Origin of the sequence: Microvirga massiliensis, from assembly GCF_001006805.1 — a bacterium.
Lineage (GTDB): Bacteria > Pseudomonadota > Alphaproteobacteria > Rhizobiales > Beijerinckiaceae > Microvirga > Microvirga massiliensis.
On sequence record NZ_LN811350.1, the window covers coordinates 775194 to 796369 of the forward strand.

Here is a 21176-nt window from a genome sequence, read left to right on the forward strand (position 1 = left end):
GCTATTTCCGCTTCTTGGCCTTGCGCGCGGCGTAGCGCGCATCGCGGGCTGCCTTGCGTTCGGCCTCGAGAGCGGCCTCGCGGGCGAGCTTCTCTTGATGCTCCTGCTCCTCTCGGGCGAGGCGCTCCTCGAGCTCGGCTTTCTCGCGGGCGATCCGCTCGGCTTCGCGACGCTCTTCCTCGGCGCGCCGGGCGGCTTCACGCTCGGCGATGCGGGCTTCGCGCGCAGCGGCTATCGCAGCTCTTTCGGCTCGGCGCGCCACGACGGCCGGATCGTCCGCCGGTGGACGTGAGCGGAAGCGCTCGAGCATGTCCTTTCGCGCGGCCGAGGCCGCGCTCAATCGGTCACCTAATTTGTCGTTCCTGTAGCCGCCCATCTTCCTTTTTCTCGGCTCGTGATATGGCCGATCCTCGTCAGCGCACTCGTTTGATCCCTGAGATCGTTCCTTCGGGAAGGAGGCCCTGTTCCTGCTGCTCCTTCGCGATCGGCCCGACCAGGCGATCATCGATCAGCCGTCCTGTCGCATCTACCCACATATAGGCTGTTCGGCCATCGTCATAGTTGACGGCAAACATGATGGACTTCGCGGGGGCAGGTCTGCGGAATTTATACATGGCGTCCTCTCGTTTGGGCGCCCCGGGGCCGGAGCGCGTGAAAGCACTGGACAGGATCGCAGTCCAGGCTCTCAGGGTGGACGCATCTCTCATCCATTTCGGGGAGCGATGCGTGAAAGAAAAGCCGCCCTGAGGAGGGCGGCTTCGTGGGCCGTACAGCATGCATGCTACACGGCGGAATCCATCCCTTACGCGGTCTGGATGTTGTTGACGGCGATCTTGCCGGTGCGGCGGTCTTCCGCCGTGTCGAAGGATACCTTCTGGCCCTCGACGAGGCTGCGCAGACCTGCGCGCTCGAGAGCCGTCGCATGGACGAACACGTCCTTGCCGCCGTTGTCCGGCTGAATGAAGCCGTAACCCTTGGTTTCGTTGTAGAATTTCACTGTGCCAGTATTCATGGCAGAGGCCTTATCACTGCTTGGGTGCACGTGAGTGCAAGGTGCTTCGATGCAATCTCACACTCGGTTCGTCGAAATTTGGAAAGAAAGTCCAGAACGTGCGCCTGGCTGTGCCAAGGCGTAACGGCCCGATCGTCCGGCCAAAGTCGATGAACGTATATTTAGGTGCCGGGAGGTCATTTGGCAAGCCTGCCGAGGGATCAATGTTCCCATGCTGAAGGCTGGCGGCAGGAAAAAGACAACCCTTGCCGTAATCAAGATGTCAATTTTTGCAGGACTTATACAGTGCTGATCTGAATGGCATTGAGTGGTTCTGCATACTTGACTTCATCTCTGACAGGTCGATCGCGTCGTCATCCTCCACGCAATCCGGGCTTGCAAGATGGCGTGCGACTTCGCGATCCTTCCTGGCGTTGCGAGCGGAGCGATCCAGGAGTGTATCCGTCGAGGGGTAGATTGCTTCGCCTGCGGCTCGCAAGGACGGAGAGGCGGTGGAAAGGGCAGCGCATCACGTCTCCCGCTCGCAAGGACGGCAGTGGGTCCGGTGTCATTCCGCTTCCGGTGTTGCTCCTCGCTCTCACACCCTCTGCGTCATTGCGAACGAAGTGAAGCAATCTACCCCATCGACGGATGGCTCGCCTCCGGCTCGCAATGACGAAAGTAGAGACGGAACTTGCACTTCAGCAACGGAAAAACACCCGTAGCTCGGCTGCCCTCAGCGTCAGTCGCAAACCCGCACACGGCGGATGACGTGTTCGCCCCAGCGGTTGATGTGACGCCTCACGATCACGCGGCAATCGTCGAAGCGACCCCAGCCGGGCCGTCCGAAGACGGGCCGGGCGCGATGCCAATGAGGTCCCGGGCGCCCATAGGAGCCGCGCCAATCCCGGCGATCGTATTCATGCTGGCGTGGACGATCGAAATGGTCACCGCCGGAGAAGCGGTCGTCGTCGCCGACATAACGATAGTCGCCGACTCTGATCGTGACGCCAGCGTCGGAAGCCTGTGCGGCACCGCCCAGGGCGAGGAGCGCCAGCAGGCCAATCGTCGAAGTCCGAAGGGTGGCTTTCATCAGAATGATCCCGGTGCCGTCCTCACCGTGAGGCCGGCGATGGGATCAATGTGCGGCATCGCCCTTGAAGTTGGACCGAACGACTTCTTCAGCGGATGTTCAGGCGTGATGCACTGCTTCGCGCAGGGACTGAACTTGCTTCAGCGCGCGATGATGGTGAGGTCCGTGGATGCCAGCTTGCGCCGCAGCACGGCCATCCGGGCCTCGTGAGCAGCCCAGAAGGCGCGAGCCCTCGTTTTGGCCGAAAGTCGCGTGCGGGTCTCTGCAATTCGCGCCCGCTGAACCGCGATGAAGCCGGCGGTGCGGGACATGGGTCGCGATGACACGATGCGAGGTGCCTTTGCGGCGTCGGGCGCCGGAATGAAGTCCGGTTCCGGCACGGGAGCCGCCAGGACCGGATGATCGGCCCCGTAGCCGAGCAAAGCGAGATGCACCTGGACACGCCGGCAGTATTCGACGCTGAGCGGGCTCATGCGCTCCTCGCCGTGCCCGGCTCGATATTTCATCAGGGCGCGGCACAGGTCACCGCCGGCCAAGCGCCAGGCTCGGGCCAGATAGGTGACGCCGTAACGGATATTGTTCTCGGGCTGCGCCAGCTCCGCGTCCGATCCCTCGAAGCCGAGCATTGCCGCCGTGCTCGGCCTGACCTGCATGAGACCGATTTCACCGACGCCGCCGATCGCCGCCGCGTTATAACCGCTCTCGACGCTCATGACCGCGTCGGCGATCGCCGGAGGAAGACCACGCGCGGTGGCCTCGCGTGTGATGATCGGCAGATAGGTTACACGAGAGCCTGGAAGGCGAGCGAGGCCTTCGGCGGCAAGGAACGCTTGCTCGGTGAGCGGCCGGATTTGTGGAGGAAGGGGCAGCTTCGGAAATTCAGCGGCGCTCCCGCTGCTCTCTGCCCAAGCGGTGGATACGAGAAAGATCGAAAAAATCGCGCAGGATGCGACCGCCGCAGAAGATGCGCAGTTCATTGCCCCCAAGCCCCGAAAATAGTGTTCTGTCGTCAAACGAATGTCGATCTTTAAACTGGCACGGGCAGTTTGAGCAAATCAGGTTAACATTCTGCCGAGCTTCGGATCGGGCTGCGTCTGATCGAAAAATTTCTGCCACGCTTCCGGATCAGGATCGTGCGATGAGCCGATTCAGCCTGAAACATCAGCAGGTTGGCCCTAGAAACCCTAGGTCCGCCCACTACCGGAGAGGATCGGCCGGCGCGGCACCACGACGCGGCCAAAATCCTCTGTGACCGGCTCCCGAGAACATACTCAGATCTGGAGCCGCCGAGCCAAACTGCACTTGGCTCTATCGAGCAAGGCCCTACTGTGCTTTGGCATGCTCACCTAGAGCAGCGACACTGTAATCCGTCGTCACTACACCGAGGTGAACATGCAACGAGATCTACGCTCTACGTCGTGAGTTCCTCCGCGCGTGCTGCAATTCTTTCATATGCGTCCTTGAGAGGATCACGCACCTGAAGTAAGGGCGACAATCCGAGTAGCATAAGGGCTCTTAAATGCTCGCGCGCGCTGTCATAGCCCACCAGCGGCGCAAACGGCGTCATCGCCGGACGCGGCTCCTTGCTGTAGAGGCGCTCGTACTCAATAAAATTCGTGAAGCTCTCATGGTCGCTGTCTTGGAGAAGGCAGGTTTCGGCAGGCGCTCCTTCGGCCAGGATGACTTCGTGCGTGTCCAGCACGATATGGAAATACTCGATCGCCTGCAGGTCCATAGAAGGCGCAGGCGCGATCGAGATACCGTTCACGAGTTCCTTCACGGGCATGAGGACCCCGTCGATGAACAGGGCGTGGCTGGGCGAAAGATAAAGGTCTGTGTGAGGAGTCTTCTCGTCGAGGGCGAAACGCGAGATGCGGATTGGAACGACATTCTCGTTCCAGTTGGCGCCGCTCTTCTTGAAGGCATGGCGGCCGATCCATTTGATCTGCATCGCCTTGCCGCGCACCGTTTCGACGAGGTCCCCGATCTCGAGATCCTCGATGCGAACTCCGCCGGTGGGCGTCAGAATGGAGGTGCCTCGGAGAAAACAGTGATGTTCGCCTCGATGCGGGTTGCCGCGGCCAAGATCCCAGCCAAAGGCGTTACCGTTGCCTTTCTTGGCGTTTGCCGGTGATGACAGCGTTGTAGCCGCCAGTGTGCTCAGGGCTGCCACTTTGGCACTCGCCGCAGCGGCAAGACCCAGGAAATGACGCCGCGCACGATTCACAGGTCGGTAACGTTCCGTAGCTCGTGACATGGCAGACCCCCAGTCGAAAGCATTCCTCTGCCGGAGAGTAGATCGTTTCCAGATTGGCGAGAAAAGAGTGTCTACTCCCAAAAGCTGGGTACTACTTTTTGACAAGGAGGTCATTCGCGTTTTTTGACGGGTTCTGCTCTGGTGATCCTCAAAGCGCCTTCCGCTTGGATGCGCCATCGCGATTTCGCATCTCTCTCCCCGTTACAGGTTCGAACCGCGTTGCTCCGTCTGTGCCTCATGAGGCTGCTGCCGTGACGTAGCCGGTCAGGGGAGAGAGTTCGCTCGCTCAGCGAGCTCTCAGTGCATCTCGCCAATACTGAAGCGAAGTCGGGTTGACCGGCGCACCGGCGGCCTCGTGCAATGCCATCACACAGTCAAGGAAGGCCCGCGCGGAGGAATGTCCCAACAACAGCGAAACGCTCTGGAGAATGCGGGTGATCCGAAGATGGTTGTGGTCATAGCGCTGCAGCCAGTGATCCGTCCTCTCATAGAACGTGATCATCCGGTCGACTGCGCGTTCGAGCGTCGCGATGGCCACCGGGTCGGACTTGATGGCCGCGATATCCGCATCGGACAAGATGGGCGAGCCGGGAACTGCGGAACTTCGAGTCGGGAGCGGGAAGAGCCACTGGACCCAGTCGTGACTCCTCTCCAGTTCCCAATCCGAAAGAGCAATCACGTCTGCAGCCGTTCGGCCCCGGGCATCCGTCCCGCGACCCGCGAGATAGCGGACCAGTTCCGACGCCATCGAACGATCTCCCGGCAGGCAATACCAATGAACCTCGTGCTGGCGACTGCCGCGATGCCCGGTGGCGACGCGCGTAAGGCACCGCGTCGGATCTCGGCTTCACGCGCGTGCTGCAGCGGCATTCACGTTGCAGCACGCAGAATCTCACGTCATTGCTGGGCCTGCTGACGCAGCAGTGGTGTGATGTTTCGCACGGTCACGCGGCGATTCTCCCGTTCGGCCTCCTGCGTGTCGACCTTGAGGTACTGCTCGCCATAGCCCTGCGTGGTGAGATTCTCCGCAGGGATGCGGAACCGCTCCGTCAGGATGGTTGCAACCGTCTCCGCGCGCCGGTCCGACAAGGTCAGGTTATCGACGTCCGATCCGACGGCGTCCGTGTGGCCCTCGATCAGGAAGATGTCGTCGGGGCTGCGGTCGAGCGTTCGGCGGATCGCATCCGCAACGCCCCGCAAAGCTCCGACCTGATCAGGGCTCAACTGCCAGGAGCCGGAATCGAAGGTTACCGTATCGACGTCAACGCGACGGACGCGCTCGCGCACAGCCCTGCTGTAGCGCACTTCATCGAGATTGTAGCGCCGCTCGATCCGTTCGACGGGGGGAGCCGTGAAGGCTTCATAAAGATCCTCCGGCGACGCCCGCTCGACCTCGACGATATACTTGTCGCGGGGAATGGTGATCCTGGGCGGCGGAAGCTCGACGACCTCCTCCATGAAGACGCGCCGGTCGCGGGGGCGTCCGCCATACTCGTTCTCGATCAGGACCGTCTCCTGGCCTCTCGGGTCACGCCGTACGCGCCGGATCAGGTTGCCGTAGGAGTCGCGGACGGTGACGATCTCGACGCCGTTCGGACGCCGCAAAACCGTGACCTCGTCGTCGCCACGGCGCTCGACGCGCACGTCGGCATCCTCGTAGGACCGGCGGAATCGAAGCGTGTCGTCGTGGCGGATGAACTCGCGACCATCCTCGCGCACGATGAAGCGGTTGCCCGGCTCCTCGATGATGACGCGGCGTCCGCCGTCCTCGACGCGCTCTCTCCGCAACGACCGCAACTCGTCCACGCGCACGCCGCGGTCGGTCTCGATGCCCGGCGCGAAGCGGTCCGACAAGGGAGCGAGCTGCCCGGGTAGCTCCTGGCGAGGCGCCGGTGCTTGGGCCGGTGCCTGCAATTGCGGCGTCGGCTGAGTCGCCTGCGGGGCGGGAGCAGGTGCTGCCGGAGCAGGAGTCGGTGCCTGCGCGGGAGCCGGCTGGGTGGGCGCGGTAGGCTGCGCCCGTGGGGCAGGTGCAGGCTGCTCGCTGCGGGCGGGTGGCGGTGAGGCCGGAGGCTGTGCCTGCGGAGCCGGTGCGGTGGGGCGGGCAGGCGGGGCCTCCCGCTCCGGTCGAGGAGCCTGCTCGCGATGCTCTTCGCGCTGTTGATCCCGGTCACGGCGCTCGCCCCGGTCGCGCCGTTCTTCCCGATCGCGACGCTCGTCGCGCCGCGGCTGATCGGATGTCCGTTCGGTCGCATCCGGCGCGGCAGTTGCTGGTGGCCGGGCCGCAGGTGGCGTCCGCGGCGCGGGCGGGCTCTCATCCGCGGGGGTGCGTTGCGGAGATGCGGCAGGCCGTTGCGGTGCCGTGGACCGTTCCGCAGGTTCCGCATCCCGCTGCGTCGGGCGAGGAGCCGCCGGCGCTCGCTCCTCTTGCGTGCGCCGCTCGCGTGTCTCGGGAGCGGCTGGCGCGGCGCGGCGCGGTGCCGGCTCCTCGCGACCCGCTCCTTCGGGAACGCGTCCACGCTCTGCCGCTGGAGGCCGCTCGCCCTCGCGAGCTCCCGGAGGAACTCCGCGGCGGGGGGCAGATTCCTCGCGCCCGGCTCCTTCCGGAGGGCCCCGCCGTTCCGCGCCCGCGGGCCGCTCGCCCCCGCTCTCGCGGGCACCCTCCCGTGGCCGGCGCCGCTCGGGCCGTTCCGCGTCGTCACCCTGCGGCTGAGCCTGCGCGACCGTGTAGGGCGTCGGGCTTGCTGTTCCAATGGAGGTGACCAGCGGCAGCGCGGCGAGGGCCGTACCGGTGAGGAGAGATGTAAGCAGGAGCCTGGAAATCATGAACCACGCACTGACAAAACACAGGAAGCGAAGAAACTCCGCATTGGGGCGATCGTTCCTCTGCCTGCTGCGTCGATGAGGCGAAAACGAGGCAGCCGTCGTGGATCCGCAGTATCGGATGTTCCCAGGGCGGCCGCTGGCGCAGTATGGATCGCGGGCGGCCGCGGACCGGCCCGAATCCCTGGAGGCCTTGAAGTCATGTTCCAGCCGCTCGTGATCACCGTGGCCCCGAACGGCGCCCGCCGCGGCAAGTCCGACCATCCCTCCCTGCCGATGACGCCCGACGAAATCGCACGCGAGGCGGCGCGGTGCCATGAGGCCGGCGCAGCGATGATCCATCTGCATGTGCGGGACAGTACCGGCGCGCATGCGATCGATCCGGACCTCTATCGCGAAGCGATCGCGGCCGTCCGGCACGAGGCCGGGGAGGAGATGATCATCCAGGTCACGACCGAAGCCGTCGGACGGTTCACGCCTGCCGAGCAGATGGCGGCGATGCGCACGCTCCGGCCGGAGGCGTTTTCGGTCGCCGTGCGCGAACTCATCCCGGACGAGGCGACCGAGGGACCTGCCGCTTCGTTTCTCGCCGAGGAGGCCCGGCGCGGCACGCTCGTCCAGCACATCCTCTACGATGCCGAGGATGTGAGCCGTTTCATTGGGCTCGTCGACCGGGATGTGATCCCGACCTCCGGCGCGAGCGTGCTCTTCGTCCTCGGCCGCTACACCCGGGGCCAGCAATCCGCGCCCGAGGATCTCTTGCCGATGCTGGCTCGCTGGACGCTGCCGCTGCCGTGGAGCCTCTGCGCCTTCGGCCGGCGTGAAGCTGCCTGCGCCACGACGGCCGCCTGTCTGGGGGGCCATGCACGCGTCGGCTTCGAGAACAATCTCCACCGGCCCGACGGTGCTCTGGCGGCCGACAATGCGGAACTCGTTGTAGGGCTTGCGTCAGTTGCGCATGCGCTCGGCATTCCGACCGCTACGGCCGACGAGGCGCGCGCTCTGTTTGCAGCAGTCCGTGCGTGAAACCATCCGGATCCACTCCGTCACTGCGAGCCGCAGGCCGTACGCACAACCCATTCCGACACACCCGTCCTTGCGAGCCGGAGGCGAAGCAATCTACCCTTCGATGGATGCGCTGCGGGATCGCTTCGCCCCAAGCGCAACGACGGGGAGGGCGCGGGCCCGGAGACGCTACACCGTCTCCGTCGCTGCCCCTTGCGGATGACGCGGCGAGGACGTGCGCTGCACGGAAGGCATGCGCCGCCGCTGTAGCCACCAGATTAGTCCCGCGAGGGCGAGGGCGGGCAAATAGATCCACACCGCGGAGGGCCGATCGGGATTCGGCTGATAGACGGCATTGATCTTGTAGCCGGCCTCAAGGCCGAGCCGCTCGGCATAGGATCCGAACTGCACGTTCGTGATGGTGAGTTGGTCTCCAGCGCCAAGAACGGTGAGGCCTGCTGCCCGCAGGCGTTCCTGCGGTGTCGGCTTCGGATCGCCGAGCGGCAGGCTGATCGTCTTGCGGACGTCGTCCCCTTCGATGCTGATTCCTTCGACGACCAGAGCGATGCGCCGATCCGGCGGCGCCTGCTGGACTTGGTTGAGGAATTCGCGCGCAGGAAGCTCGACGTGCGCGGGGTTCACGAAATCGAGGAAGAAGTCCGGGCGGAATAGGGCGAAGCACGCGACGAGCAGTACGGCGCTTTCCCACAAGCGGCTTCGCGTTGCGAACCAGTTCATCGTCGCAGCGGAGAAGAGTAGGATTGCCGACATCGAAACCATGATGACGACCGCAAGCTGCGTCCAGCTCTCGACACCGATCAGCAGCATCTGTGGATTGAAGATGAACACGAAGGGCAGAATGGCGGTACGCAGGGCGTAGAAGCCGCCCTGCAGGCCCGTAGCGATCGGATCTTCGCGCGAGATTGCGGCCGCTGCGAAGGCAGCCAATCCCACCGGCGGCGTGATATCCGCCATGATCCCGAAGTAGAACACGAAGAGATGGACGGCGATGAGGGGAATGGCAAGCCCCGCCTGCGCGCCGAGCTCGACCACGACCGGCGCCATAAGCGTCGCGACGAGAATGTAATTGGCGGTCGTCGGAATCCCCATGCCGAGGACGAGGCTGACGGCGCCGACCATGAATAGCATCACGATCACGTTGCCGCCGGAGATGAACTCGACGAACTCCGTCATCATCAGGCCGAGGCCGGTGAGCGTCACGGTGCCGACCACGATGCCGGCCGTCGCCGTTGCGATCGCGATGCCGATCATGTTGCGGGCCCCGAGGGCGAGACCCTCGGTAAGATCACCGAGCGCGCCGCGCGCCGCCGGCACGATCGACTCTCGGCGGAAGAGAGCGAGGAGCGGGCGTCGCGTCACCACGATGCCGATGATCGAGGCCGTGGCCCAGAAGGCTGACAGGCCCGGCGACATCTCCTCCACCATCAGGCACCATAGGAGCACCACGATCGGGATGAGAAAATCGAGGCCCGTCCGGGTGACATCCCAGGCGCGGGGCAGCTGCACGATCGGCGCATTGGGGTCGTCGAGCTCGAGATCCGGATACCGGGACGAATACCACACGGTGCCGAGATAGAGAGCGAATCCCGCGATCGCGAGAATCCACGGGGCTTCCGCGCCGAAAGCCGCCTGCGCAGCCTGCACGCCGTAATAGAGCAGACACAGCACGATGACTGATCCGGCGAGTCCGAGACCGGTCCGCATGAAACGCATCTGCGCCGGCATCGGCTCGCGCGGGATCGGCTTGGAATCGATCTTCAGCGCCTCGAGATGCACGATGTAGAGGAGCGCCACATAGGACGCGACCGCCGGCAGGAAGGCATGCTTCACGATCTCGGAATAGGGGATCCCGACATACTCCACCATCAGGAAGGCCGCGGCGCCCATGACCGGCGGCATGATCTGACCGTTGATCGAGGAGGCAGCCTCGATGGCGCCGGCCTTCACACCCGATAGCCCGGTGCGTTTCATCAGCGGGATCGTGAAGATGCCGCCCGAGACCACGTTCGAGACCGAGGAGCCTGAGACGACGCCGTTCAGCGCCGACGACACGACCGCGACTTTCGCGGGTCCGCCACGCAGATGGCCGAGCAGGGCGATCGAGATCTGCATCATCCAGTTGCCGGCGCCGGCCTTGTCGAGCAGCGTCCCGAACAGGACGAAGAGGAACACGAAGCTCGTCGAGACGCCGAGCGCGATTCCAAACACGCCCTCCGTCGTGAGCCATTGATGTTGCAGAAATTTCTGCATCGAGGCGCCCTTGTGCTGAAGCACGTCGGGCATGTAGGGCCCCGCAAAGGTATAGAAGATGAAAACGCAGGCAACGACCACCATCGGGAGCCCGAGTGTCCGGCGCGTCGCCTCGAGCAGCAGAATGATGCCGATCCCTGCAGTGACGAGATCTATCATGATCGGCTGGCCTGGACGAGTCGCGAGCTCGCGGTAGAACAGGAACAGATAGGCGCCAGCGAAGGCGCCGAGCACCGCCAGTACCCAATCGGCTGCAGGGATATAGCTGCGGGGCGAGGAGCCGAAGGCCGGGTAGGCAGTGAACGCGAGGAGGAGACCGAAGCCGAGATGGATCGCGCGTGCCTCGGTGTCGTTGAGGATGCCGAAGCCGAAGATGAACGGCAGCGGCGACGCATACCAGAGCTGGAAGAGCGACCAGGCGATTGCGACACCGGTGAGTGCGGTTGCGAGTGCTCCGGTCGGCTTGCGGCCGCCGGTATCCGCCTCAGCGACGAGTTGCTCGAGCTCGGCGGACCGGGCGAGCGGTGCCTTCTGATCTGGCGCAGCGGGCGTATATCCCGGTTGCTTCGCGAAGCGATCCGCGTGCGTGGTCATCGCGCAGCTCCTTATCCGGTATCCGGCATGGCGCAGGGCGGCCTGTGGGCCGCCCTGTTGGCAGGCTGCTTACTGGATCCAGCCCTTTTCCTTGTAGTACTTGGCTGCGCCGGGATGCATCGGGGCCGAGTTCCCGTCCTTGATCATCTTCGTGGGCTCGAGATTCGCGAAGGCCGGGTGCAGCGACTTGAACTCGTTGAAGTTCTCGAACACCGCTTTAACGACCTGATAGACGGTCTCGTCAGACACCTTCGCCGAGGTCACCATCGTGGCGAGTACACCGTAGGTTTCGGTCGGGTCCGGGTTGCCGGCGTAGAGCTTCCCGGGAATTGTGGCCTTTGCGTAGTAGGGGTTGTCGGCGACGAGCTTGTCGACGTCCGGACCCGTGATCGAGACGAGCTTCGCCCCGCAGGTGGTCGTCGGATCTTGGATGTTCGCGGAAGGATGGCCGACACCGTAGAAGAAGGCGTCGATCTTGTTGTCGCAGAGGGCGGGGCCGTGCTCGTCCGCCTTGAGCTCCGAGGCGAGGGAGAAGTCAGCCAGTTTCCAGCCCAGTGCCCCAAGCAACTGCTCCATGGAGGCCCGGGTGCCGGAGCCCGGATTGCCGACATTCACGCGCTTGCCCTTGAGCTCCTGGAACTTCGTGACGTTGGCCTCCTTGCGGGCCAGAACCGTGAATGGCTCCGGGTGGACCGAGAACACGGTGCGCAACTCATTGAACGAGCCGCTCTCCTTGAAGGCGGCAAGGCCTTTGAGAGAATTGTATTGCACGTCGGACTGAGCCAACCCGAAATCGAGCTCACCCGCGCGGATCGTGTTCACGTTGAAGGCGGAACCGCCGGTCGATTCCACCGAGCAACGGATGCCGTGACTCTTGCGATCCTTGTTCACGAGGCGGCATACGGCGCCGCCGACCGCGTAATAGACGCCCGTGACGCCGCCCGTTCCGATCGTGACGAATTTCTGCTGCGCCTGCGCGGCACCTGCCGTGAGAAGGGCGATGCCGATCGAGACGGTCGTCGCGAGCAAACCAGAACGCTTCATCAAGACTCCTCCTTGGACTGTTCCGGCACGATGGCCGGTTTTCCCCGATCTATTCCGACTGCCCCCGGTGGGCCGGAGATCGTCGATGCGCAACCATCGGGGGAACAGCCCAGTTTGTCCAGTTGCCGGATGTAAGGTGGCTCTTGCCGTGATGAGGGCTTGGCTCTTGCGCCCCTCGCCTGATGGCAATCGGGCGCTATGCCAGGAGGGTACAGCCCCTTCCATTGCACTGCCGTCATGGCGAGCCGGAGGCGGCGCGCACAGCCCTTTCCGCCGCACTTCCGTCATTGCGAGCCGCAGGCGAAGCAATCTACCCCTCGACGGATGCGCTTTTGGATTTCTCCTTGGGCTCGCCATGACGAAGAGGGAATGAACTTCAGGCGCGCTTCCGTCATTGCGAGCCTAAGGAGAAGTCCAGTTTGTCTTAGAATACAGTCTTCTACGGAGAATGCGCCGCCTCGACCTGCATCAGCGCTTCACGCATGAGTCCTCGAAATTCAGGGTGATCATAAAGGTCGTTATGACCAGCATCATCCAATGTGCGATCGAAAACCAGGTTCCGGCTTGCGCTGCGCAGCGGCTCCGTGCGGGACGGCGGCACGACCGTGTCGCGGCCCGCCGCGAGGATAGCAATTGGCACCGAGGCCTCGCGCAGGAAGTCGATCGTCGGCATACGGTGCTGTAGCAGCAACCGGACGGGCGCCCACGGGAAATGATCGCGCGCGAGAGCCTCGAGCGAGTCGAACGGCGTCACCAGGACCGCGCCGGAGATCGGACGATGTCGCGCGAGATAGGCTGCCGCGCCGCTCCCGATGCTGAAGCCGACCGCGACGATTCCGGGCGGACGATCGCGCTGAAGGAAATCGAAGAGGGTGAGCGAATCCTCCAGCATTGCCTGCGCGCTCGGCCGTCCACCACTCGGCGCATAACCCCGATAGTGAAATGTGACGATCTCGTATTCCGGAAAGACACCGCGCAGGTAGAGTGCCGCCGTTTCCGCATTCCACGCGTTTCCACCGAATCCCAGAATGAGGGGTTGAATGCCGGAAACTCGACTTGGCCGCAGCCTCACGCCCGCGAGGCGAATGCCGTCCTGCGTCTCGACCTCGAGACGTTCGGCGTCGCGTGGGAGAGCGGGTCTTTCGCCGCCGACGACGTGGGCCGGGAACAGCATTCTCGTCTGCCCGAGCGAGAGTACCGAAATCAGTCCCGCATAGGCGAGAGGAATGCCGAGGAGGAGATAGACGATCCACATGGTGTGAACTGAAGTGCGGGAACTACTCCGGAGCCGGGCGAGCATTCATCCTCCGGCTTCCGCGACTTTCCGCGAAGACCTTGGTGAACTCGGCGCCGAGGAGAAGGATGAGAGAGGAGTAATAGACCCAGAGCATGATCGTGATGAGCGAGGCCGCTGCGCCATAGGCCGATGCGAGATTGCTTCGCCCGAGATACCACCCGATCAGGAATTTGCCGATCGTGAACAGGACGCCTGTCACGACCGCGCCCATCGCGACGTCGCGCCATGTGAGGTCCACCTGCGGCAGAATCTTGAAGATCATCGCAAAGAGGAGCACCGAGATTCCGAATCCGACGATGCTGTTGAGGATCGCGAGAATCGTGGCTGCACCCGTGAAGGCCGCCTCGAGATAGGCGCTGAGTGCCGACAATCCCGCGTCGATGACGAGCGAGACGAGAAGAAGGAATCCGAAGCCGAGAACCAGAACCATGCTCAGGATGCGAGCCCGGATGAACTCCGAGAAGCCGCCACCTTCCGGGAACTTCACCTTCCAGATGATGTTGAGATCGTCCTGCAGCTCAATGATGGCGCCGGTCACGAGAACCAGGAATGTCAGCACTCCCACCGTCGTCCCGATGATTCCCGACTCGACATTGCGGGCGCTGGCGAGCATCTGCTCGAGCATGGAGGCCGATGTGCCGCCCACGAGCCCTCCGAGTTCGGTTACGATCGCGCCCTGCGCCGCCTCCCGTCCGAAGGCGAGTCCCGCGACGGCGATGGTGGCGAGGAGCATCGGCGCAAGGGAGAAGGTCGTAAAGAAGGCGATCGCCGCACCAAGGCTCATGGCGCGATCGTTCCACCATCCGAGCGACGCCTCCCGCAGCAGCCGCCAGAATTCCGTCAGCATGGCCTACCCAGTTGGTTGCAGTGACACGATGGGCGCATGCGTTCCCATGTAGCGCTGCCATTCCCACTCGGCTGCCGTGCAGATGAATTTTTCAGTCGGAAAGAGTTGCTGGCGGCGTGCGCTTCAGTCAGGCGCATTGATGTGCAGTACTTGCGACGTTGGCGCCGCCACCCTCACCCACCGCCCTTCGAGGGTCGGCCTTTCCCATCGAAGGGAGAGGTCAGGCGGCGCGGCCCGCTCTTCGTCTCTCCCCTAGCGGGAGAGGTCGGATGCAGAGCGTCCGGGTGAGGGGGAAACGCTGCGTTATTCGAGAGCAGCCGGCACGGGCGCCGCAAACCAGGACGCGTCAGCCGATCGTTTCGTGTGTTGCTCGGCTCGTCTGCGCGAGGCGCGGCCTGATCGGCAGCGTGATCGTGACGGTCTGCCCTGTTCGCGGATCGAGAATGGTCATCGGCTGTCCCTCCTGGGACCGACAATATCCTTCATAGGCCATCGTGGCCGGCGATGACGTGATTTGACGCACGCGGAGTAAAGGATCCGTTGACGGGCTTCGGCCGCGAATACTGTATGCGGGCGCGTTTCGACTGCGTCGTTGCGCTGGCTTGATTGGGAGAACACCAGGAAAGCCGCCTTCACAGCCAGCCGTTTCGGTGGAAGCACCAGTAGAGGGTGCCGCAGATGAAAGCCATGATGCCCAGGAGGACGTAGTATCCATAGCGCCAGCTCAGCTCCGGCATGAATTGGAAGTTCATGCCGTAGATACCTGCGATTGCGGTCGGGACGGCGAGAATGGCCGCCCAGGCCGCGAGCTGGCGGGTGATCTCGGTCTGCTGCGCCTGTCCGGTCATCAGACTGGTCTCGAATGCGAAGGCGAGGACTTCCCGCAGGGACTCGATCTCTTCCTGGACCCTGCGGATATGGTCGGAAACGTCACGGAAGAGGGGCTGCATTGCGGGATCGATCCCCGGCAGGCCTGGCTGCTCGAGCCGCCGGCACACCTCGACGAGAGGCACGGCCGCGTTGCGAAGACGCAGCAGGTCGCGCCGGAGCTGGTAGAGACGGGTGACCTCGGCCTGCGTCGCGCTGGCGGCCAGGATATTGTCTTCGATCTTCTCGACCTGCATCTGGATCGCCTCGAGGACCGGTATGTAATTGTCGACCACGAAATCCAGGATTGCATAGAGGATATAATCCTCTCCGGCCGACAGCGCGGTCGGCGACGCCTCGCAGCGCTCCCGCACCGGCGTGTAGGTGGTCGATGCGCCGTGACGGACCGAGACCACGTAGCCGCGCCCGACGAACAGGTGCGTCTCGCCGAAGGAGATGCGACCCTCGACCATCTGGGCCGTCCGCGTCACGACGAAGAGGGCCTCCCCGTACTGTTCGAGCTTGGGGCGCTGGTGGGCCTTGAGTGCATCTTCGATGGCGAGTTCGTGCAGGCCGAACGCCGCCTGAAGGCGCCTCAGCAAATCGAGCTCGGGCTCGTGAAGCCCGATCCAGACCACATGGCCTGGCCTGCGCGACCATTCACCAGCCTGGTCGACAGTAATATCGGCCGTGCGCCGCCCGCCCGAATAGACTGCTGCCGCGACCACTCCGGGTTCATGTCCCGGTGACGGAGAAACGAGCCTGAGCGTCGGTGCCATGAACGATAACGCCGATAGCCGCCCGGCGTTGCCGGACCCGACGTCCTGTTCATGCAGGCAACTCTCTCGGCGGGCATGTCACGGCTTCGCATGCCTCACGCGGTGCGCCCCGGTGAATCGAAGAGCTCGATTGGTTGGAGCCGGGAACGATCTCGAGCGGTTCGAGTTTCGCCAAATGGGTGATTTCGCCCTCATCCCATGGATGCACGGTTCTGCAATCGTCCTCAGGCGAATTGTGGCACTGTAGTTGCTCGTGACGGCCTCGGAGCTGGTGGTGTATGCAAGGTGACGGAAACGGGTTGAAATCGAGGCTTTCTTGAGGCAGATATAATTAGTCGTGTATGCATTATTCAGATTTGGCCGGGGTGCCCGTTGCGGGCGCATGGATGGGAGCTTCGGTATCGGAAATGCTCGCGCCGCCCGGAATCATTGCAGACCAGAAGGGCAAGATCGGTATCGTGAAGCGCTACTACTTCCATCTGGTGGATGGAAACGACATCATCCCGGATCACGTCGGCGTCGAGGCGACCGATCTCGAGGAAGCTCGCAGAGAGGCCCTCAAGGCCATCCATGAGTTCCGTCGGGAGAGCCCTGATTCTGCCGCCGAGTGGAAGGATTGGCGAATCGACGTGGCCGATGCTTCGGGAACCACGCTGTTGTCGATTAATCTCAGCGACCTCTCCGTCTGGGAGAACGAGCGAAAACGAATCTCGCTCATGTAATCCCAAGAGAAAGCCGGCCGGCTGCAGCACGGAAGTCCCGGGCCCGACTTCTCAGGGTCCATATCGGAACACAATCCCGACTCGAGCGCCTCGACCGGATGTGTGCAGCCACCGGTCTCCTTCGTCACGGGTTCGTGCACGGTCTGATCGCAAGCCGTGCGAGTTGCGCTGAAAGTGGTAGGCCGAGCTTGCTCAGCGCTTCCTTTGGCGAACTGGGCTCCGGGGCGCGCCGGGTGGAAGATCGGGTGTCTCCTCGGTGATCTGGCCGGACCATCGCAAAGCAGACTCTGCCTGCCGGCAATCCGGGCAGGCTGACGGAGGGCGGGGATGCCGCGGATGTACCGGCGCCCCGCCTTCTGCTTGCCCGGCACGTTTCGGAGTAGCGCTCGGGCCGAGGTCGATCTTCATCAAAGATTAACCATGCGGGTGCTGATTGCCGCCATGCGTGCTGTTCCCTCGAAGTCTCCCGATCTCCTCCAGGAAGCCCGTATCTTGCAGACGCAGATCGGGACCTTGCGCGTCCTCCTCGACCTGCAGCTGTCACAGATCCGGGCGCTGGATCGGCGGTTCGCGCCATCGACTCCGGCAGGAATGGCCGCGCATCGTCTGCTGGTTCTCAAGCAGGACCGTTGCTGAGCCCGGCCGTTCCGCATGCGCTCCCGCGAGAGCGAGACGTCCATGACACCTGAACCGGGGGCCGTGTCGGTCGTTGTCGTGGCATCTGTTTCTCGACCGGCGGGATACGCCAGGAGGATGCGATGCCGAAACTTCCCTTCGCTCTTGCTCTCCTCACGATGGCTCTCCCGCTCGGCCCTGCTGTCGCTCAGAGCGGGCAGGCGCCGGCCGCTGCACCCGATGCGAACGTCCGGAACGGGGTCCCCCAAACCGCCTTGCGGCTCTCGAAGCTGGTCGGTGTGAGCGTTATCGGCCTCGATCACAACAGGATCGGCGAGATCGAGGAGGTGCTGGTGGACCGGGAGGGCAAGGCCCGGGCCGCCGTGATTGGGGTCGGAGGGTTCCTGGGAATCGGGGAGAAGAGCGTCGCGGTGCCGTTCGATACGATCCTGTGGAACACCGGCGAAGTTTCGGACGTCGCCTCTCCCAGCGCGAGCCTGAAGCCTTCCGAAGCGCCCCCGCCGCGTGCCTCTGGCGGGGCTGAACACATGCCCGGTGCACGGGTGAGCACCGATGCCCTGCAGGCCTCGAACGAGCGGGAGGGCGGACAGGTCAACCCGCAGACCGGTCCCGTGACGACAGGCGCGACCGAGCGGGCAACTGTTCAGGTGGTGGATCCGGACGAAGCTCCGAAGCAGGCCATGGTGCGCCTCACGAAGGCGCAGCTCGAACAGGCGCCCGCTTTCCGCTACAATGGGCGGCAATGATCGCGTGACCGGCTCGTGCACAGGAGGGTGGATTGGCTCCCCGCTTCGACGTGCCCCCAACCTATACCATTAAGCCGATGGCTCCTCCGCCGGACTCGGACCGCCCGACTGCAGCGATGCTCAAGGCCGATATTGACAGCGGTCTCACCGGCGACAAGAACGACGTCTTTGATCCGGCTTTGTCCCCGCTCGGGACAGACGATGAAGCCGCCGGGCACCCGCCCAGCACTTTCCAGATCGCGCTGGCGCGCCAGCTGGAGACGATCGAGCGTTGGAGACATGGTGCACGGATGACTGGCGTCATGGAGTACAGAAGCGGCGGCTTCCCGGTGCTTTTCGTCAGCTTCATCCTGGCTGTCGGCCTCATACTGGTGCTCGGAATCTGGAAGTTCTGACCTTCGAGTTGGAGCGGCATGATGCCGGACCTCGCGCTGCCACCTCTTCACCTCTCCCGTGAAGGGAGAGGTCGCGCGCGACAGCGCGCGGGTGAGGGGGGAAACACCGCGATTTTTCTGTTGAGGGCAGCAACACGCTGTGCTTGCAGGCGTAGCGCCGCCACCCTCACCCGGCTGCTTTCGCAGCCGACCTCTCACATCGAAGGAGAGGTGGAGACTTCGGCGCTGCAGCACATCACCTCTCCCCTTGTGAGAGAGGTCGCCCCGAAAGGGCGGGTGAGGGGTGAACCACCGTGCTTGATAGTACTCCCTCTCGCTGCCTACCTCATAGCCTTCTGCACCCCGGCTCTCGCGCAAGTCGGCCCCTCCACCCTGACCATGTCGTGTCAACAAGCCCATGCGCTCGTCGCGTCGCAGGGCGCCATCGTGTTGCGCACCGGGCCGATCACCTATGATCGCTACGTAATCAGTCCTGCCTTCTGCATGCGGGCCGAGACGACCGAGCCGACCTGGGTCCCAACGGCGGACACGCCGCAATGCTTCATAGGCTATGTCTGCCGGCAAACGGATGTCGAACGCGGCAACTAAGTTTCGCCGCGTACTTCGGCATTGCCTATCGAAAACGCCTCTTCCTTCCCGGCCCGGAATCCCGCAGCCTAAGTCCCTGAATAACGCTGCTGAAACGGGGAGGCGGATATGGCGAGGCGCGCGCAGAAATCGCCGAGGCAAGGCTCGCGTGCGGGCAAGTCCACGAAGCAGGACAAGACGCCGCGAACGACGGCCGAGGCGCACGTCATCGACCAGCCGGTGAATCAGAGGATTCCCACGGATGCGATCGGGCGCTCGGTGGGAGAAGGGAAGTCGATCCGGATCAGCAACCGCGCCTTCGCGGCACGGCCCTCCAGGATCGGCAAGCACAGGCTCGACATCCTGCCGGACATGCCGGACATCCGCGATCGCCTCTATCAGCCGCACCTGCGCGCGCTGGAGCCAGGCATCTATCCGCGCATCGCGTTTCCGGTGCGCAATCAGGGTGAGGATTCGAGCTGCACGGGATATTCCCTGGCCCATGTCGTCGATTTTCTGCTTTCTCGCGAGATCAGCGCCGATTCTCCGCGACGCGTGAGCGCGCGCATGCTCTACGAGATGGCAAAGCGCAACGACGAATGGTCCGGCAGCGCCTATGAGGGATCGAGTATCAGGGGCGCCATCAAGGGTTTCTTTCGCAATGGCGTCTGCAGCGAGGAAACCGCCCCGGATGCGCCGGGCGTGACGCACTGGGCGCTGACCTATGCCATGGCGAAAGAAGCGCGCGAAACACGGCTCGGCGCCTATTTTCGCCTGGAGCCCGACCTCAGCGATTATCATGCCGCGCTCAACGAAATCGGCATCATCTATGCGTCGGCCCAGATTCATTCGAACTGGGAGTCTCCGAAGGACGGGCGTATCGAGCCGGGCGGCGAACCGGCGGGCGGCCATGCCTTCGCGATCGTCGGATATGACGACAAGGGCTTCTGGATCCTGAATTCCTGGGGACCCACCTGGGGTGCGAACGGCGTCGCGCATTGGTCCTACGGCGACTGGGCCGCGACGGTCATGGATGCCTGGGTCCTGCAGCTCGGCGTTCGTGCCCCTGACGCCTTCGGAGCGGTTCCACGCGCGACGCCGTCGAGCGCCACGGGCCTGTTCGGCTTCCGCGAACCCAACCGCGGCGACATCATCGGGCATTTCGTCAACATCGATGACGGCCGCCTTGTCACCGACGGCAAATACGGGTCGCCCAATCCGCTCGAAATGCAGGAGACCGTGCAACGTATCACCCTGCCGGACGCCAACGACGGCAAGGGGTACGACCATCTCGTGATCTATTCGCATGGCGGACTCAACACGCTCGGCGCCGAAGCCGAACGGATCGCGACCTGGAAGCGGAACGACATTTTCGGGCGCAACCGCCTCTACAATTTCCACCTCATGTGGGGCTCCGGTTTCATCGACGAGGTCTTCGGCCAATTGTCCGAATCCCCTGTGGTCGGTCGCGCCGGCGGGCGCCTCACGGATTGGCTGTTCGAAGCCGGCTTCGGCCGCGAAATCGGCTCCTATGCGTGGCGGAACATGAAGCAGGACGCGCAGGCCGCCTTCGGGGGGCAACCGGATTATGATGGGGGCTTTCGTGGCTTGATGCCGCTGTTCGACGGACTCGACCGGGCGGCGAAGCGGCCGAAGCTGCATCTCGTCGGACACAGCGCAGGCGCCGTCGTGCTTGGCCGCCTGCTGTCAGCGCTCGGCCGGTTCAAGATTCGCGAGCTCGACCTCGGCAGCATCCATCTGATGGCGCCGGCCTGCACGGTGGATTTCTTCAAGGAGCACTATGGCCCTTATCTCACGGGACGAGGCGCGATGAAGCTGCAGGACAAGATCTATCTCTACAACCTGACCGATGAACTCGAGGAAGCCGATACCGTATCGGCCAATATTCCTGTGTTGCCGACCTACAGCCGCTCGCTCCTCTATCTCGTGTCGCGTGCTTACGAGGATGTGCCCGGTACTCCTCTTGCGGGAATGCAGATTTATGCAGACAAGATGCCGTCCGGCGCGAAGATCGACATCGCCTATTCCGGCCCGCGGAGTGGCACTGCGTCGCGAACCCATGGCGGCTTCGACAACGACCCCGTGACGCTCACGACGATCATGTCGCGCATTCTCGGCAGGAGGGTGCCGTTGCCGCCGACAGCCGACGAGCTGACCGGATATTGAGAGATCGCTCGCCGGCATTGATATTTCGCAAGGCAACACCCGAAATCTGTGGCATGCT

The 21176-nt window shown here is 63.7% G+C and carries 20 protein-coding genes; 7 read left to right on the forward strand and 13 right to left on the reverse strand.

The annotated features are described in order from the left end of the window. Window position 1: 1 nt before the first annotated feature. The 8 genes from BN1233_RS03570 to BN1233_RS44100 all read right to left on the reverse strand — a co-directional run bounded on the left by BN1233_RS03570 (window position 2) and on the right by BN1233_RS44100 (window position 7164). Window positions 2–376: a DUF6481 family protein gene (locus BN1233_RS03570; protein WP_046862030.1), complete on the reverse strand. Its 375-nt coding sequence runs from the start codon at window positions 374–376 to the stop codon at window positions 2–4. A gap of 37 nt (window positions 377–413) precedes the next feature. Then, the gene (locus tag BN1233_RS46610) at window positions 414–614 is read right to left on the reverse strand and encodes a hypothetical protein (RefSeq protein ID WP_048708817.1); all 201 of its coding nucleotides are present in this window, start codon (window positions 612–614) and stop codon (window positions 414–416) included. Between the two features lie 188 nt (window positions 615–802). Beyond that, the gene (locus BN1233_RS03575) at window positions 803–1012 is read right to left on the reverse strand and encodes a cold-shock protein (RefSeq protein WP_046862031.1); all 210 of its coding nucleotides are present in this window, start codon (window positions 1010–1012) and stop codon (window positions 803–805) included. Window positions 1013–1733: 721 nt separating this feature from the next. Further along, window positions 1734–2084: a hypothetical protein gene (locus BN1233_RS03580; protein WP_046862032.1), complete on the reverse strand. Its 351-nt coding sequence runs from the start codon at window positions 2082–2084 to the stop codon at window positions 1734–1736. A gap of 140 nt (window positions 2085–2224) precedes the next feature. Beyond that, the gene (locus BN1233_RS03585) at window positions 2225–2797 is read right to left on the reverse strand and encodes a transglycosylase SLT domain-containing protein (RefSeq protein ID WP_425311672.1); all 573 of its coding nucleotides are present in this window, start codon (window positions 2795–2797) and stop codon (window positions 2225–2227) included. 698 nt (window positions 2798–3495) lie between these two features. Beyond that, window positions 3496–4518, reverse strand: a complete 1023-nt coding sequence (locus BN1233_RS03590; RefSeq protein WP_342341635.1) for a Hint domain-containing protein — start codon at window positions 4516–4518, stop codon at window positions 3496–3498. A 109-nt stretch (window positions 4519–4627) separates the two neighbouring features. Then, window positions 4628–5089, reverse strand: coding sequence for an opioid growth factor receptor-related protein (locus BN1233_RS03595; RefSeq protein ID WP_046862034.1), 462 nt, complete (start codon window positions 5087–5089; stop codon window positions 4628–4630). A 149-nt stretch (window positions 5090–5238) separates the two neighbouring features. Then, window positions 5239–7164, reverse strand: coding sequence for an OmpA family protein (locus tag BN1233_RS44100; RefSeq protein WP_063776679.1), 1926 nt, complete (start codon window positions 7162–7164; stop codon window positions 5239–5241). Between the two features lie 198 nt (window positions 7165–7362). On the opposite strand from BN1233_RS44100, the gene BN1233_RS03605 reads away from it, so the two are divergent. Beyond that, window positions 7363–8187 carry a beta-keto acid cleavage family enzyme gene (locus BN1233_RS03605; RefSeq protein ID WP_046862454.1) on the forward strand — a complete coding sequence of 275 codons (825 nt, stop codon included), beginning with the start codon at window positions 7363–7365 and terminating at the stop codon, window positions 8185–8187. A 168-nt stretch (window positions 8188–8355) separates the two neighbouring features. Here the strand turns inward: BN1233_RS03605 and BN1233_RS03610 are convergent, their stop codons facing one another. The 5 genes from BN1233_RS03610 to corA all read right to left on the reverse strand — a co-directional run bounded on the left by BN1233_RS03610 (window position 8356) and on the right by corA (window position 15865). Then, window positions 8356–11031 (reverse strand): TRAP transporter permease, encoded by a 2676-nt coding sequence (locus BN1233_RS03610; protein WP_048708814.1) that lies wholly within the window; start codon window positions 11029–11031, stop codon window positions 8356–8358. A 69-nt stretch (window positions 11032–11100) separates the two neighbouring features. Beyond that, on the reverse strand, window positions 11101–12075 hold the full coding sequence (locus BN1233_RS03615; RefSeq protein ID WP_046862036.1) for a TAXI family TRAP transporter solute-binding subunit: 975 nt from the start codon (window positions 12073–12075) through the stop codon (window positions 11101–11103). 439 nt (window positions 12076–12514) lie between these two features. Continuing rightward, a complete protein-coding gene (locus BN1233_RS03620; protein WP_147706943.1) occupies window positions 12515–13375 on the reverse strand; it encodes an alpha/beta hydrolase in 861 nt (286 codons plus the stop codon). Beyond that, window positions 13353–14219: a YihY/virulence factor BrkB family protein gene (locus BN1233_RS03625; protein WP_046862037.1), complete on the reverse strand. Its 867-nt coding sequence runs from the start codon at window positions 14217–14219 to the stop codon at window positions 13353–13355. The genes BN1233_RS03620 and BN1233_RS03625 overlap by 23 nt, the downstream gene beginning before the upstream one ends. A gap of 632 nt (window positions 14220–14851) precedes the next feature. Then, entirely contained in the window at window positions 14852–15865 is a 1014-nt protein-coding gene (gene corA, locus BN1233_RS03630) for a magnesium/cobalt transporter CorA (protein ID WP_046862038.1), read from the reverse strand. A gap of 407 nt (window positions 15866–16272) precedes the next feature. Here corA and BN1233_RS03635 point away from each other — a divergent pair, with 407 nt between their 5' ends. The 6 genes from BN1233_RS03635 (at window position 16273) to BN1233_RS03660 (ending at window position 21118) form a co-directional block, all read left to right on the forward strand. Further along, entirely contained in the window at window positions 16273–16587 is a 315-nt protein-coding gene (locus BN1233_RS03635) for a DUF6894 family protein (RefSeq protein WP_048708809.1), read from the forward strand. Between the two features lie 327 nt (window positions 16588–16914). After that, window positions 16915–17223: a hypothetical protein gene (locus tag BN1233_RS03640; RefSeq protein WP_046862039.1), complete on the forward strand. Its 309-nt coding sequence runs from the start codon at window positions 16915–16917 to the stop codon at window positions 17221–17223. Between the two features lie 122 nt (window positions 17224–17345). Beyond that, window positions 17346–17969: a PRC-barrel domain-containing protein gene (locus BN1233_RS03645; protein WP_046862040.1), complete on the forward strand. Its 624-nt coding sequence runs from the start codon at window positions 17346–17348 to the stop codon at window positions 17967–17969. Window positions 17970–18001: 32 nt separating this feature from the next. After that, entirely contained in the window at window positions 18002–18364 is a 363-nt protein-coding gene (locus tag BN1233_RS03650; RefSeq protein ID WP_425311673.1) for a hypothetical protein, read from the forward strand. A gap of 297 nt (window positions 18365–18661) precedes the next feature. Next, entirely contained in the window at window positions 18662–18952 is a 291-nt protein-coding gene (locus BN1233_RS03655; protein WP_048708828.1) for a hypothetical protein, read from the forward strand. A 432-nt stretch (window positions 18953–19384) separates the two neighbouring features. Beyond that, entirely contained in the window at window positions 19385–21118 is a 1734-nt protein-coding gene (locus BN1233_RS03660) for a C1 family peptidase (protein ID WP_425311677.1), read from the forward strand. Window positions 21119–21176 lie beyond the last annotated feature (58 nt).

Excerpts from the sequence above, each read along its gene's own strand:
- BN1233_RS03635 (WP_048708809.1), top strand. The coding sequence starts at position 16,273 with ATGCTCGCGCCGCCCGGAATCATTGCAGACCAGAAGGGCAAGATCGGT.
- BN1233_RS03580 (WP_046862032.1), bottom strand. The coding sequence starts at position 2,084 with ATGAAAGCCACCCTTCGGACTTCGACGATTGGCCTGCTGGCGCTCCTC.
- BN1233_RS03645 (WP_046862040.1), top strand. The coding sequence starts at position 17,346 with ATGCCGAAACTTCCCTTCGCTCTTGCTCTCCTCACGATGGCTCTCCCG.
- BN1233_RS03640 (WP_046862039.1), top strand. The coding sequence starts at position 16,915 with ATGCCGCGGATGTACCGGCGCCCCGCCTTCTGCTTGCCCGGCACGTTT.
- BN1233_RS03610 (WP_048708814.1), bottom strand. The coding sequence starts at position 11,031 with ATGACCACGCACGCGGATCGCTTCGCGAAGCAACCGGGATATACGCCC.
- BN1233_RS03570 (WP_046862030.1), bottom strand. The coding sequence starts at position 376 with ATGGGCGGCTACAGGAACGACAAATTAGGTGACCGATTGAGCGCGGCC.
- BN1233_RS03625 (WP_046862037.1), bottom strand. The coding sequence starts at position 14,219 with ATGCTGACGGAATTCTGGCGGCTGCTGCGGGAGGCGTCGCTCGGATGG.
- BN1233_RS03595 (WP_046862034.1), bottom strand. The coding sequence starts at position 5,089 with ATGGCGTCGGAACTGGTCCGCTATCTCGCGGGTCGCGGGACGGATGCC.
- BN1233_RS46610 (WP_048708817.1), bottom strand. The coding sequence starts at position 614 with ATGTATAAATTCCGCAGACCTGCCCCCGCGAAGTCCATCATGTTTGCC.
- BN1233_RS03620 (WP_147706943.1), bottom strand. The coding sequence starts at position 13,375 with ATGCTCGCCCGGCTCCGGAGTAGTTCCCGCACTTCAGTTCACACCATG.
- BN1233_RS03585 (WP_425311672.1), bottom strand. The coding sequence starts at position 2,797 with ATGAGCGTCGAGAGCGGTTATAACGCGGCGGCGATCGGCGGCGTCGGT.
- BN1233_RS44100 (WP_063776679.1), bottom strand. The coding sequence starts at position 7,164 with ATGATTTCCAGGCTCCTGCTTACATCTCTCCTCACCGGTACGGCCCTC.
- BN1233_RS03575 (WP_046862031.1), bottom strand. The coding sequence starts at position 1,012 with ATGAATACTGGCACAGTGAAATTCTACAACGAAACCAAGGGTTACGGC.
- BN1233_RS03605 (WP_046862454.1), top strand. The coding sequence starts at position 7,363 with ATGTTCCAGCCGCTCGTGATCACCGTGGCCCCGAACGGCGCCCGCCGC.
- corA (WP_046862038.1), bottom strand. The coding sequence starts at position 15,865 with ATGGCACCGACGCTCAGGCTCGTTTCTCCGTCACCGGGACATGAACCC.
- BN1233_RS03615 (WP_046862036.1), bottom strand. The coding sequence starts at position 12,075 with ATGAAGCGTTCTGGTTTGCTCGCGACGACCGTCTCGATCGGCATCGCC.
- BN1233_RS03590 (WP_342341635.1), bottom strand. The coding sequence starts at position 4,518 with ATGGCGCATCCAAGCGGAAGGCGCTTTGAGGATCACCAGAGCAGAACC.